At 72.2% G+C, this 12,237-nt stretch carries 10 protein-coding genes and 2 pseudogenes; 8 read left to right on the top strand and 4 right to left on the bottom strand.

All coding sequences use genetic code 11. The features are described 5' to 3' along the window. The first annotated feature begins 20 nt into the window (after window positions 1–20). Window positions 21–422, top strand: a complete 402-nt coding sequence (locus tag POF43_RS18050; RefSeq protein WP_271323856.1) for a winged helix-turn-helix transcriptional regulator — start codon at window positions 21–23, stop codon at window positions 420–422. A gap of 345 nt (window positions 423–767) precedes the next feature. Next, on the top strand, window positions 768–1,268 hold the full coding sequence (locus tag POF43_RS18045; RefSeq protein ID WP_271313600.1) for a GNAT family N-acetyltransferase: 501 nt from the start codon (window positions 768–770) through the stop codon (window positions 1,266–1,268). 145 nt (window positions 1,269–1,413) lie between these two features. On the opposite strand, the pseudogene POF43_RS18040 reads toward POF43_RS18045, so the two are convergent. After that, window positions 1,414–2,153 (bottom strand): annotated as a pseudogene (locus POF43_RS18040) (inositol monophosphatase family protein). Between the two features lie 558 nt (window positions 2,154–2,711). On the opposite strand from POF43_RS18040, the gene POF43_RS18035 reads away from it, so the two are divergent. Further along, complete coding sequence (locus POF43_RS18035; protein ID WP_308217745.1) at window positions 2,712–3,215, top strand: ricin-type beta-trefoil lectin domain protein; 504 nt, start codon at window positions 2,712–2,714, stop codon at window positions 3,213–3,215. A gap of 182 nt (window positions 3,216–3,397) precedes the next feature. Here the strand turns inward: POF43_RS18035 and POF43_RS18030 are convergent, their stop codons facing one another. Next, on the bottom strand, window positions 3,398–3,799 hold the full coding sequence (locus POF43_RS18030; protein ID WP_282704647.1) for a hypothetical protein: 402 nt from the start codon (window positions 3,797–3,799) through the stop codon (window positions 3,398–3,400). 225 nt (window positions 3,800–4,024) lie between these two features. On the opposite strand from POF43_RS18030, the gene POF43_RS18025 reads away from it, so the two are divergent. After that, the gene (locus POF43_RS18025) at window positions 4,025–4,525 is read left to right on the top strand and encodes a GNAT family N-acetyltransferase (RefSeq protein ID WP_271313589.1); all 501 of its coding nucleotides are present in this window, start codon (window positions 4,025–4,027) and stop codon (window positions 4,523–4,525) included. A 570-nt stretch (window positions 4,526–5,095) separates the two neighbouring features. On the opposite strand, the gene POF43_RS18020 is transcribed toward POF43_RS18025, so the two are convergent. Beyond that, entirely contained in the window at window positions 5,096–5,833 is a 738-nt protein-coding gene (locus POF43_RS18020) for a nuclear transport factor 2-like protein (RefSeq protein WP_271323859.1), read from the bottom strand. A 184-nt stretch (window positions 5,834–6,017) separates the two neighbouring features. Further along, window positions 6,018–6,620 (bottom strand): annotated as a pseudogene (locus tag POF43_RS18015) (helix-turn-helix transcriptional regulator); the annotation flags it as partial. A gap of 229 nt (window positions 6,621–6,849) precedes the next feature. Here POF43_RS18015 and lipB point away from each other — a divergent pair. The 4 genes from lipB to POF43_RS17995 all read left to right on the top strand — a co-directional run bounded on the left by lipB (window position 6,850) and on the right by POF43_RS17995 (window position 12,194). Beyond that, on the top strand, window positions 6,850–7,518 hold the full coding sequence (gene lipB, locus POF43_RS18010) for a lipoyl(octanoyl) transferase LipB (RefSeq protein ID WP_271323854.1): 669 nt from the start codon (window positions 6,850–6,852) through the stop codon (window positions 7,516–7,518). Window positions 7,519–8,084: 566 nt separating this feature from the next. Continuing rightward, complete coding sequence (locus tag POF43_RS18005; RefSeq protein WP_271323853.1) at window positions 8,085–9,179, top strand: amidohydrolase family protein; 1,095 nt, start codon at window positions 8,085–8,087, stop codon at window positions 9,177–9,179. A 781-nt stretch (window positions 9,180–9,960) separates the two neighbouring features. Continuing rightward, the gene (locus POF43_RS18000) at window positions 9,961–10,401 is read left to right on the top strand and encodes a MarR family winged helix-turn-helix transcriptional regulator (RefSeq protein ID WP_271313164.1); all 441 of its coding nucleotides are present in this window, start codon (window positions 9,961–9,963) and stop codon (window positions 10,399–10,401) included. A gap of 29 nt (window positions 10,402–10,430) precedes the next feature. After that, window positions 10,431–12,194 carry an MFS transporter gene (locus POF43_RS17995; RefSeq protein ID WP_271322548.1) on the top strand — a complete coding sequence of 588 codons (1,764 nt, stop codon included), beginning with the start codon at window positions 10,431–10,433 and terminating at the stop codon, window positions 12,192–12,194. Window positions 12,195–12,237: the final 43 nt, after the last annotated feature.

Raw genomic sequence — 12,237 nt, 5'->3', positions numbered from 1 at the left:
CGCAGGAGTATGCTTCGGGTATGAAGAGCTGGAACAAGCGGCAGGAGGACGGCGAGGACGCGTTCAACGTCTTCGCCCGCGACTGCCCGTCCCGCAGCACGCTGGAGCACGTCACCGGTCGCTGGGGCAGCCTCGTTCTCGGCGCGCTGCGGGAGGAGACCCTCCGCTTCAGCCAGTTGCGCCGCCGGGTGGACGGCGTGAGCGAGAAGATGCTCGCCCAGACGCTGCACGCCCTGGAGCGCGACGGCCTGGTGATCCGCGACGCGCGGCCCACCAACCCGCCGTACGTGGAGTACAGCCTCACGCCGTTCGGCGCGCAGACCGCGACCCGCGTGCTGGAACTGATCGCGCTGCTCGAAGACCGGATGCCGGACGTCCTGTCCGCCCGGCAGACGTACGACGCGGCCCACGCCGACGGCTGAGTACGAGCCTCTGCCGTCACGCCACCGGCTGGGCGTGGGCCGTGCCGGCGGTGGTTGAACGCCGCCCGTGCCCTTGGCTGGCGTGATCCGTGCCGCCGACCGAAGGCGGCCCCGCGCTGTTCGTTGAGCGCTGCCCGTCCGGCCGGTTGGGCGCGGCCTGCTGCCCGGCAGGCTCGCGGTGCCCGGTCGCTCGGCGGGGTGACGGCGCGGGCACGCGCAGGTGCTGACGCGCGGAGGTGGACGGCCGCTCGCGGCGGCGGTCTTCCGGGATGATCGGCGAGTGGGATGATCGACGGGCGCTTCGCGGCGCGCACGACCGTTCAGGATCAGCTCCGGGAGGCCACGATGGACGTCACGCTACGAGAGGTGCGAGACGCCGACCTGCCGGTCTTCTTCGCTCAGATGAACGATCCCGAGGGAATCCGGATGGCCGCCTTCACGGCCGAGGACCCGTCGGACCGCGCCCTGTTCGACGCCCACTGGGCCCGTAACCGCCGCAATCCCGAAAACGTCATGCGCACCGTCCTCGCGGACGACGGGGAGATCGCCGGCCACGCCGCCGTGTTCGGGCCGCCCGAGGAGCGCGAGGTCACCTACTGGATCGGGCGCGCGTACTGGGGGCGTGGAGCGGCCACGGCCGCGCTGCGGGAACTGCTCGGCGTCGTACCGGATCGCCCGCTGTACGCCCGCGCCGCCGCCGACAACGCCGGCTCCGTCCGCGTCCTGGAGAAGTGCGGATTCGTCCTCACCGGCCATGAGCGAGGTTTCGCGAACGCCCGCGGTGAGGAGATCGACGAGGTGGTCCTCACCTTGGCCGAGCAAACGTCCGATCACACGTCTGACTGATGGTCCGATCAACCGGCCGACCGACCCGCAGGTGCCGGCGCCTGAGCAGGGCCGCACCTGGCCCGGGGGCACGGTCCCCCGCAACGCCCGGCCGCGGAAGCCGTACCGGTAACGCCGTTACGTCCTGCGGCCCGGTGAGGTCGTCCTACCGGGCGTCCGCGATCTGGTCCGTGATCGTCTTCAACAACGTGGCGTGCGTCCGCCGGTCGGCCGCCACCACCAGTCCGCCCGCGCCGGTGTGCAGAGGCTGACCGTGGATTCCGGTCAGTACGCAGCCGGCGGCTTCGCACAGGGCGATACCGGCGGCGAAGTGCACGCTGTCGCGCAGGTGGCCGTCGGTGACGTACGCGGCCCTGCGGCCGGCGGCGACCCGGGCCACCGCCAGGGTGGTGGAGACGACGCGCGGCCGGAAGTGCCCGGCGAACTCGGCGGCGGTGAGGAGGCGGGCGGCCCGGAACTCCGGCGAGTTGGGGAACGGGGGATCGAGGTTGACGTCCACCAGCCGGGAACCGGGCGACGGCGCGAGCGGCTCGCCGGTACCGTCCTCCCTCCGGGGGCGGGCGCGTGCACCGTCGGTCCAGAACACCTCGCCGGTGAACGGGTCGGCTGTCGCGGCCGCGGTGACGTCGCTGCCCACCCGCGGGGCCACGTTCACCGCGGCCGGCGTGGTGTGCACGGCGTAGTTCAGCGTGCCGCACAACGGATCGACCGGCCACCGCCGTTCCGCACCGGCCGCACCGGTGTGCCCGCTCTCCTCACCCGTCACCCGTCACCCTTCACCGCGTCATCGGGGCGCGCGGCGCGCAGGACGTCGAGGACGGCCTTCTCCGCCGCGAGGTCCGCGGCCGTGGCGAAGTCACCAGCGGACTTCTCGTACCGCGCCAGCGAGGTCCCCTACATGTCGCGGACCACGGCCGCGCCCGCCCGGGCCGCCGTCACCGCCAGGTGCGCGTCGTTCCGCTCGCTCGTGGGTGGCATGCGCGCAGGACAGCCATGGGGTTCCCGGCCGCTGCTGCGGCGGGGTGCGGTGCGGTGCGCGGCCGATGCCGCGGGGGCACCGGTTGCGGCGCTACGTCGTCCGGGCGGAGGGCCCGGAGGTCGGCGGCGGGCCCGACTTGAGGCGGGAACCCGGCGGGGGCCCGGTCGCCCGGCGGTCGTACACGGGCGAATCCGGCGGTCGTGCACCGGCGCATGGGGAGGCGCTCCGCGCATGGGGAGGCGCGTTGCGGAAGCCGCTTGAGGATACTCAGCCACACGAACAAGTGCACCCTGTGCTAACGCGGCGGTGTGCGGTCCGCGCATAGTCTCTGAATCGCAGCAGCCGCCGACCCCGGTGTATTCAGGGCCGGTTGTCGCGCAAGAGGCGTAGAACCTCCGGAATTGATACCGCGGGCTTGCCCACTTGTCATCGCTCATAGTCATACTGTGGAAGGAACCTGTCGCATGAAGGTCAAACTTGGAGTCATTCTCTCTACGGTAGCCCTGGCGGTCGTCGCGCAGACGATGATTTCCGCACAGTCCGCGAGTGCCACGACGCAGTACCTGATCAAGAATGTCGCGACAGGAAAGTGTCTTGAGGGCACGGACAGCGGAACGCTGAACGCTTACACGGTGAAAATGGTCACGTGCAACAAGGCGACCGGCACCCAGCACTGGGACGCCTCGGCGAGCAAGGTCGAACTGGTGCGTTCCGGCGGCGCGGCCAGCCAGATCTGCCTCAGCGTGCCGACGAGTCCCAGCGGCGACATCGCCCGGTCCGTCTACACCGCGCCCTGCGGGGCGTCGGGTTACGAGCAGACCATGGAGTACGGCATCACGTCCGACTACCCGCTCGCTCCCGGCGGCGGCGCCAACTGCTACATCGGGCACTACTCGTCCAGCGACACGTCGGCCACCTGCTACGTGAACGACGGAAGCTACACGCGCTGGACCTGGGTCGCCGCATAAGGCGGACCCGCGGGGGCGCGATCCGCCCACGCGGCTTCCGGTGGACACCGCCGTTCGCCGCCCTCGCCATGCGCGAGGGCGGCGAAGGCGGGGGAGACCGCTGCCGGCTCTCTCCGAACGGCGGGGGAGCACGCCGCCAAGGCCGGTACGGCCCGGCCCGGCCCGGCGGATTCGGCCTTCCCTCAGGGCCGGGGCGTGCCGTCCCCGAGGGGCCGGCGTCCGCGCGTCGGGTTCTGGTCGGCGTCGCGCTCCTGGTCGTCCGGCGGCGCCGTGCGGTCACCGCGTTCGACGGGGAGGCCGCGGGTGCCGGCGGGGTCGGCGGTGGTCGGCGGCGGGGTGGGGCCGTGGCCCAGGTGGCGGCGCGGAGTCATCTGCCCACCATCCCGCATCCGCCCAGGCCAGGAGGGCGAGACGCACCGGAGGTCGAAGACGGGTTGCCTCATTGACGCCCGCTCGGCATCGTCCGGGACCTTCATCCGCGGCATGGCGTGGACCTTCTCGACGGTGCCGTCGTCGTCGTGCCACCAGGTGAAGTACCAGTACACCGTCGGCCATCGCGGGAACGCTTGGGTGTGTGGCGTCATTGCCAACGTGCACTCCTCCGGCCCGTTCTCACAGCAGGCAGTAATGGCTGGCCAACGCCCGCTGCTCATCCGTCGGATCCGACGGACAGTCCTTCCTGACAGCACTCGTACGAAGCCCACCGAGCGGCTGTACCCCGGAAACGGCAGATCTCGGATCTGCTCTCAGCCGGATCCTTGAATCCCGACCATTGATCGGACCCATGACCGGAGCATTAGACTCCTGTTATGCCTGAAATAGAGATCCGGACTGCGACAACTGCCGACGACCGAGCGTTGGCGATTCTTGACGCTGAGTCATGGCCGCCGGAATTGTGGGTCGTGGCACCTCAGCCGGCCTCGGATCCCTTTTTCGGAGACCGCAGGCAGCCGGAGGACGTGTTGGTAGCGGTGTCGAACGGGACCGTTCTGGGCTACGCGCGGATCGGTCGGCACATGCGGATACCGGCGAACGAGCACGTCCTGCACTTCGAGGCGCTGGCGGTGTCCCCTTCGGCGCGGGGGCGGGGGGTCGGATCGTTGTTGATCGGAGCTTTGATCGAGCTGGCTCGCGCACGTGGGGCCCGAAAGCTGGGTCTTCGTGCGCTGTCCTCCAACCACGGCGCGATCTCACTCTACGAGAGGCACGGATTCGCACTGGAAGGTCGGCTCAGCGAGGAAATGCGGCTGCCCGACGGAAGCTTCGTCGACGATCTGTGGTTCGCCCTGCCGCTGCACTCCGGGAGTTGACCGAACAGCCGCCCCATCCCTTGGCGACCTGATTCGAAGATTCATCGGCAGTCGGCGGCGACCTTGTCGTAGATCGCGTCGGCGGTCTTTCCCCGGGCAAAGGGGATGGGCTGCTTTTCGTCGGCGAGCCGGACGCGGACGGGGCGTTCGAGGGCTCGGGCGGAGCGGTGGACGGCGCGCTTGAGCTGCTTTGCGGGGCCGGGGAGCGCCGGCCCCGGACGCCCAGCGCCAGGAACGAACGCAGAGCACCTCACTGCGACGCCGGTAAGAGCGTCAAACGCTCCGGGACCCCCAAGGCCATCGGCACGCCGGCAGAGCCTGCGCGTCCGCACCGGTCCGCGCCGTCGCCCTCGCCCGCCGCGACACGGGTCACCGCGACCGAACGCGACCGGCCGCGACTACCGCGACCGGCCGCGCTCCCGCCGGGCCGCGCAGCCGGTCGACCGTGCGGTGGGGAGCCGGAGGCGGTCCGGACCGGCGGTCGCGGTGATGCGCCGGCGTCTCAGCCGTGAGGTTGATCGGCTCATCGCCCTGACGATCGCGCGTTTCACCGCTCGGCGGACGCGGACCTCAGTACCGGAAAGGGCGCATGCCGGTGAAGGACCACGCGCACGCGAACCGGCCGTCGCGCACCGTCAGGACGTCGGCCCCGCCGACCGTGGTTCCGTCGGCCGCGGACGTGGCCGTCCAGAGGAACGCGACGCGCCCCCGGCCGAGGTCGACGACGGGTTCCCGGTGGATCGTGAGGGCGGTGACGGCCTGTCGCTCCACCAGGGTGGCGAGTTCGGCCGGGCCGCTCACGTCACCGGCCGGACCCGCCGCGGAGAACAGGGCGAAGTCGCCGGTCACCAACTCCTCCGCCGGTTCGGTCCGGCCGTTGCGGAACCGCACCCAGCGACGTGCCAGCTCCTCGATCGCGGCCGGGGCGGTCGGAGCCGGCTCACTGGGGCCGGGATCGGGCAGCTCGCAGCGCCGTCGTCCCACGAACGTCCAGTTCTCCTGGACGTGGGAGCCATTGAGGATGTTGACGTCCAGGCCGGTCAGCACCTGGCCGTCGGGCGTCGTCACGTCCCACAGGTAGGCGAACCGGTCCCCGGCGTCGATGAGCACGCGCGGGCTGTACACGTTGACCTGGCGGGCCTGGTACGCGGTGACGAACTGTTCCTGCTCGGCCGGGCCGACCACCGCGTCCAGGCGCTCGCCCTGCCCCGACCACTGCACGCAGCCGTCGGACATCAGGTCGTGCGCCAGCGAGGGGTCCTCGGTCCACATCCGGCACCAGGCGATCATGCGCTTCTCGTTGTCCATGCGGAACAGCCTCGCGGCCCACGGCGACACCGTCCTGTCGGTGTTCGGGGTCACATCGCGGTGTTCGGCTCACCTCGCGAGGCCCGAGGTCACCTCGCGAACGTTCGGCGTCCAGGCGTTCCAGCTCGGCCGCCCACTGCGGCTCACGCGGCGCGGCCCGTTCGTCCGACAACTCCGCGGAGGCGATCCGGTCGAGCTGGAAGCCGCGGACCGCGGACCGCAGCCGGCACCAGCCGGCGAGGTACCAGCCGTGCGGCCCCCACAGCAGTCCCAGCGGCTCGACGTCACGCGTGGTCACGGCACCGGCCCGGTCGGTGTAGGCGAGGCGCAGGACGCGCCCGGCGACCAGCGCGTCGCCGATGACATCGCCCAACTTGGCGCTTCCGACGGGCGCGTGGTCCCCGATCCGGCGCACCTGCCGGGCGAGCGCCGCCTCCCGCCGCCGTACGTCGGCCGGCAGCACCGCCAGCACCTTCTGCCCGGCGCGGCGCGCGGCCGCCGCGAACGGGGTGGGCTCCGCGGCCCGCAGGGCGACGCTGATGGCGAGGGCCTCACCGGCCGTGAGGGTCACCGGCGGCAGCGTGCGATCCCGGTCCAGGCTGTGACCGCCGGCCCGCCCGGTCGCACTGCGGATCGGCAGCCCCGACCGGCGCAGCGCCTCAAGATCCCGCTCGACGGTACGCACGCTGACCTCGAACCGCCGGGCCAGCCACGCCGCACTGCGGGGCCGCGGCGCCACCGCCCGAAGCTCCTCGACCAGGGCGTACAAGCGATCGGTACGGTTCACGACCTCAGCGTAGTCCGGCGAGCCCTCATGAGCCGGGGTGGCCCAGGGGCGACCGGAGCGCTGGCGGGCGCCGCCGGCCGGCGACGACGGGGCGCGGGTTCGTACGGCGGGCGGCTTGCCGGGAAGCGCAACGGCGGGCGCGGGAAGCGCGCGAGTTGCCGGCGCCTCATCAGGCGGCGTTCGCCCGGGGCGCCCTTTTCGTCCGGCGTACGCTCTGCGTGTCTGTCGAGTGGGTGTGGCACCGAGAGGGCCGGGTGTTGGCGAGCGGGAACTCGAGCGGGTCGATCTGGGTGAGGTCCCCTACATCGAAGCGATTGAGCGGATGGGCAGATGGGTCCACCAGCGGCAGGAAGGGTTGATCGCGGATCGGCTGGCACTGCTCACCCATCCGCCGGTGATCACCTACAGCGCCCGGACGCCGCGTCGCGAACTGCCGTTGCACGCCGGGATCCCGCTGGTCGAGGCGGACAGGGGTGGTCAGGCGACGTACCACGGGCCGGGGCAACTGATCGGCTACCTGGTGGTTGATCTCCGCGAGCGCGGTCCCGGGGACGTCGTGCGCCGGCTGGAGGAAGGCTTGATCACCGCCCTGGACTCGCTGGGCCTGCGGGCCGTCCGACGTGACACCCCCACTCAAGGCCCGGAGCCTGGTCGGGGTAGGACGCCGGGGCACACGAAGGTCGCCTCGATCGGTATGAGGATTCGTGGCGGCGTGACCAGCCACGGATTCGCCTTGAGCGTCGCGCCGGACCTGGCCCCGTTCTCGACCTTCACGGCCTGCGGACTGCCCGAGGTGGCCATGACCTCCCTCAAGGAGATGGCCGCGGCCATGGACGAGCCCGCCCCTGCCGAACGAGCGGTGCGGGACGCCGTGGCCGCGGCGCTCGGGGCGGTGTGACATCACGGGGCCCGCCCGCTTCCACGCGCCCGGTCTCCGTGAGCTGTGCGATGGGCCGATTGGCCGAACGGGTGCGGGTTCGGGAGATCGATGGGCCCAGGCGTGGGGGAGTGCGTCAGACCGTCACTCGCTGCCCGCCGTTCGTCTCCGCGACCCCCTCCCGGGCAGGTCAACCGCCCGCACTGCGGGGGCAGATCACCGCTCGGGGGTGGCTCGGCGGCAGCCGGTGTGTGCGGAAAACACCTGGGCCGTCGCAGCCCGGTCCACCTCGCCGTACCCCTGAGTCCCGGGGCCGGTCGGCGGACGGGGCGGACGGCACCCCGGACCCGGGCCGGACGAACCACTCCGTGAACGCCTCTGCCAACAGACAACCCCGTCACCCCGGGCAGGACAGAACCGGCCGGCGGGGAGCGGGGCAGATCAGCCGACTTCCTGGTGGCCCACTGGATCTCGCCCGGACCACCTCCTGACTCTGCCGTGTCCGGGGCATGATCGGGTGAGCACACGATCAGCCGGTCGCCGGTCGAGAGGGAGCGGCGACATGTCGTAGACAGCCGGGAGAACGAATGGCGCATTCGCCGTACACCGATCAGGGCGTCGCCGTGGGCAGGACGGTCCTGAGGAACGTCCGGGTCTTCGACGGACAGGAACTGACCGGCAGGCGCGCCGTCGTCATCGACGGCGGCGTCATCGGAACGGAGGCCGGGCCGGACGCGCAGGAGGTCGACTGCGACGGGGCCGTGCTGCTGCCGGGGCTCATCGACACCCACGCCCACCTCATGGGGCACGAGAGCCTGAAGCGGATGGCCGCCTGGGGCGTCACGACCTGCCTGGAGATGGCCGACCTGCCCGCCGAGCCGCGGGACATGCCGGGGACGACGTCGGTCCGCGGCACCGGGACCCCGGTGATCGGGCCGGGCGGGGTACACGCCCGGATTCCGGGGATGGCCAGGAGGGCCGTCGTCCGCGGGCCGCGGCGGGCGGGCCGCTTCGTCGCCCGGCGGGTCGCCGAGGGCGCGGACTTCATCAAGATCATCGTGGAGGGGCCCGGCGAGGGCGGTCCCGATCTGCCGACCATCGAGGCCGTGGTCGCCGCCGCCCACGCCCACGGCCGGAAGGTGATCGCCCACGCCTCCACCCACGGTGCCTACCGCACGATCACCGGGATCGACGCGGACATCGTCACCCACGTGCCGCTCGGGCCGCCGCTGGAGGACGACGTGGTGACCTGCCTGGCCCGTGCGGACCGGGTCGTGGTGCCCACGCTGACCATGATGAAGGGCTGCGCGGAGGTGTACCACGTGGGGGAGGCCTTCGCCGGCGCCTCACAGAGCGTGGGGGCCCTGTACCGCGCGGGGGTTCCCGTGCTGGCGGGCACCGACGCCAACTCCCAGACCGGCGTACCGTTCCACCCCCCGCACGGGGAGAGCCTGCACGATGAGCTGGAACTGCTCGTGGACGCCGGCCTGACCACCGTGGACGCACTGCGCGCCGCCACCTGCCTGCCCGCCCGCCACTTCGGCCTGCCCGACCGCGGAGCCGTCACGCCCGGACTGCGCGCCGACCTCGTCCTGATCGACGGCGACCCCCTCGACGACATCCGCGCGACACGCCGCATCCGCCAGGTGTGGTGCGCCGGCGTGGAACACCCGACGGTCTGACCGACCCCGGCGCCGCGCGCGGCCTCCGCCCCGCACGTCCCCGGACCCCCGTCTCCTGGCACCCCCGCACCCCGGGTTTCCGGCCCTCCGGCGCCCGGGGTGCCGGGCGTGGCGGCGCGGCCGGACGTCGCGGTGGACGTCGCAGTGGACGGCTTGACGGGCGGAACGCCGGCGGAGCCGCCCGGGCAGTCGTCGGGCGCAGCCGGGCCGCCGCCGGAGTGGCCGCCCGGCCCGTTCACCGGTGTTCCTCGGGCGGCTCCCGTACTCGTCCGGGCCGGTGAGCACGGGCCCGTCCGTTCCGTGCTGCCGCCCGAGGCTCTCCGCGTCCGCCAGAAACCGGGGGTCGTGCGTCCCGTCCTCCGGCGCCGGCCGCACCCGGCCGCCGGCCGAACAGTTCGCACGTCCGGCGCAGGGGTTCCCCGAACACCCCTTACAGCTCCACGCGGAAGCCCCGGACCTCGCCATGCCCCGTCCCGGTCGGCGCGTACCGTGCCCTCCCTCGACGGCCTCCTCCTCACCCACCGCGGGAATCGCGCCCGCATCGGACGTTCACCGGTGCGGCCCCTTCCGGCGGCCGGCCGAAGCGGCATCCGGCGCCGGCCCCCGCGCGAACCCCGCACCCGGCGCTGGTCCCGCACCCAGCGCCGACCCCGCACCCGGCGCCGAACCCTCAGCGCCGAGCACCGCCCCCGCTCCCGCGCCCCCCGCCCCCCTCTCCCCGGCAGTACGGCGATGCGACCCGCCGATGTACTAAACCAACCTGATAAAGTAGCCTTAACATATGAACGATGATCTGGACCCCGGTGGCGTCGCCGCAGTCCTGCTGGCGAGCATCAGCGTGCTCGTGCGGCGCGTACGCCAAGTGCCCACCGGCGGCGGACTGACGTTGCCCGAGCGGACCGCCCTGTCGCACCTGGACCGTTCGGGTCCCACCACCTCCTCGGCGCTGGCCCGTGAGGTGCAGATCACCGCGCAGGCCATGGGGGCGACGATCGGCACGCTGCGGGCCCGTGGCCTGGTCGAACGCCGGGCCGACCCGGACGACGGCAGGCGCGTGGTGCTGTCGGTGACCGATGCCGGACTGCAGGCGCTGAAGGACAAGCGCAACGCGCGGAACGAACTCATCGCGCGGGCCCTGACCAGCGGCACGTTCACCCCGACGGAGCTGGAGCAGCTCGCAGCGGCCGCGCCGCTGCTGGAGCGGCTGGCCCAGAACATCTGACGCCGACGCGACCTTGAGGAAGCAAGCTGATGACGGATTCCGCCACGACGCACGCCCCGGGCCGCCCGGGCGGTGACGACCGGTACAAGTGGACGGCGCTGACGAACACGACCGCCGCGGTCTTCATGTCCGCGCTGGACGGCTCCATCGTGCTGATCGCCCTGCCGGCGATCTTCCGCGGCGTGCACCTGGACCCGCTGGCCCCGGGCAACATCGCCTACCTGCTGTGGATGATCATGGGCTACCGGCTGGTCCAGGCCGTCCTGGTGGTCACCGTGGGCCGGCTGGGGGACATGTACGGCCGGGTCCGGATCTACAACTCCGGGTTCGCGGTCTTCACCTTCGCCTCGATCCTGCTGTCCTTCGACCCCTTCGACGGCGGCCACGGGGCGATGTGGCTGATCGCCTGGCGGGTGCTTCAGGCCGTCGGCGGCTCGATGCTGACCGCGAACTCGGCCGCCATCCTGACCGACGCCTTCCCCGCGGAGCAGCGCGGTTTCGCGCTGGGCATCAACCAGGTCGCGGGGCTGGGCGGGATGTTCATCGGCCTGGTCGCCGGCGGTCTGCTGTCGGCCTGGGACTGGCGGGCGGTGTTCTGGGTGAACGTGCCCGTCGGGGTGTTCTTCACGCTGTGGGCCTACCGCACCCTGCGGGAGACCGGCAAGCGCGGCGGCGGCCGGATCGACTGGTGGGGCAACATCACCTTCGCGGTGGGCCTCAGCGCGGTCCTGATCGCGGTCACCTTCGGCCTCCAGCCCTACGGCGGGCACACCATGGGCTGGACCAACCCGCTGGTCGACGCGCTGATAGCCGGCGGACTGCTGCTGCTGGCGGCGTTCGTCGTCATCGAGAACCGCGTCGCCGCGCCGATGATCCAACTGGGACTCTTCCGGCTGCGGGCCTTCGCCTTCGGCAACCTGGCGGGCCTGGCCATCTCGATCGGCCGCGGCGGGATGCAGTTCGTGCTGATCATCTGGCTCCAGGGCATCTGGCTGCCGTTGCACGGCTACGACTACAGCGACACGCCGCTGTGGGCCGGCATCTTCATGCTGCCGCTGACCGCCGGGTTCCTCGCCGCGGGGCCCGTCTCCGGGTACCTGTCCGACCGGATCGGCTCCCGGGGGCTGGCCACCGGCGGCGCGCTGCTGTTCGGCGGCAGCTTCCTGGGGCTGATGCTCGTGCCGATCGACTTCAGTTACTGGATCTTCGCGGTGCTCATCGCGCTCAACGGGATAGCCAGCGGCATGTTCGCCTCCCCCAACTCCTCGTCGATCATGGGCAGCGTGCCCGCCCCCTCGCGCGGTGTCGCCTCCGGCATGCGGGCCACCTTCCAGAACTCCGGCACCGCCGTGTCCATCGGCGTGTTCTTCTCCCTCATGATCGCCGGGCTGGCCAGCAACCTCCCGCACACCCTCACCAGCGGACTGCGGCAGCAGGGCGTACCGGCCCACGTCGCCGCCCAGGTCGGCGGCCTGCCCCCGGTCTCGTCCCTGTTCGCCGCCCAGTTGGGCGTCAACCCGGTCCAGCACCTGCTGCGGCCCAGCGGCGCTCTGACCCACCTGACGGCCGCGCAGCAACAGGCCCTGACCGGACGCGAGTTCTTCCCGACCCTGATCGCCGGACCGTTCCACTCCGGCCTGGTCGTCGTGTTCGCCTTTGGTGCCGCCCTCGCCTTCCTCGCCGCCCTCGCCTCCCTGCTGCGAGGCACCAGCCCCGCCGCCAGGACCCCGGAACCGCGGGAGGCCGCCACCGGCGACCCCCACACGCGGCCGGACAGGTACCCCAGCGGCTGAGACCACCGCACCGCCCGACCCCGGCGACCAGCCGGCATTCACA

Origin of the sequence: Streptantibioticus silvisoli (assembly GCF_027947535.2) — a bacterium.
GTDB classification, from domain to species: domain Bacteria; phylum Actinomycetota; class Actinomycetes; order Streptomycetales; family Streptomycetaceae; genus Streptantibioticus_C; species Streptantibioticus_C silvisoli.
Note: the sequence above shows the minus strand (reverse complement) of the source record. Positions and strands in the feature narration are given on the sequence as shown.

Coding starts and splice junctions, on each gene's coding strand:
- POF43_RS17995 (WP_271322548.1), top strand. CDS start 10,431: ATGACGGATTCCGCCACGACGCACGCCCCGGGCCGCCCGGGCGGTGAC.
- POF43_RS18030 (WP_282704647.1), bottom strand. CDS start 3,799: ATGACGCCACACACCCAAGCGTTCCCGCGATGGCCGACGGTGTACTGG.
- POF43_RS18035 (WP_308217745.1), top strand. CDS start 2,712: ATGAAGGTCAAACTTGGAGTCATTCTCTCTACGGTAGCCCTGGCGGTC.
- POF43_RS18025 (WP_271313589.1), top strand. CDS start 4,025: ATGCCTGAAATAGAGATCCGGACTGCGACAACTGCCGACGACCGAGCG.
- POF43_RS18050 (WP_271323856.1), top strand. CDS start 21: ATGAAGAGCTGGAACAAGCGGCAGGAGGACGGCGAGGACGCGTTCAAC.
- POF43_RS18045 (WP_271313600.1), top strand. CDS start 768: ATGGACGTCACGCTACGAGAGGTGCGAGACGCCGACCTGCCGGTCTTC.
- POF43_RS18000 (WP_271313164.1), top strand. CDS start 9,961: ATGAACGATGATCTGGACCCCGGTGGCGTCGCCGCAGTCCTGCTGGCG.
- POF43_RS18005 (WP_271323853.1), top strand. CDS start 8,085: ATGGCGCATTCGCCGTACACCGATCAGGGCGTCGCCGTGGGCAGGACG.
- POF43_RS18020 (WP_271323859.1), bottom strand. CDS start 5,833: ATGGACAACGAGAAGCGCATGATCGCCTGGTGCCGGATGTGGACCGAG.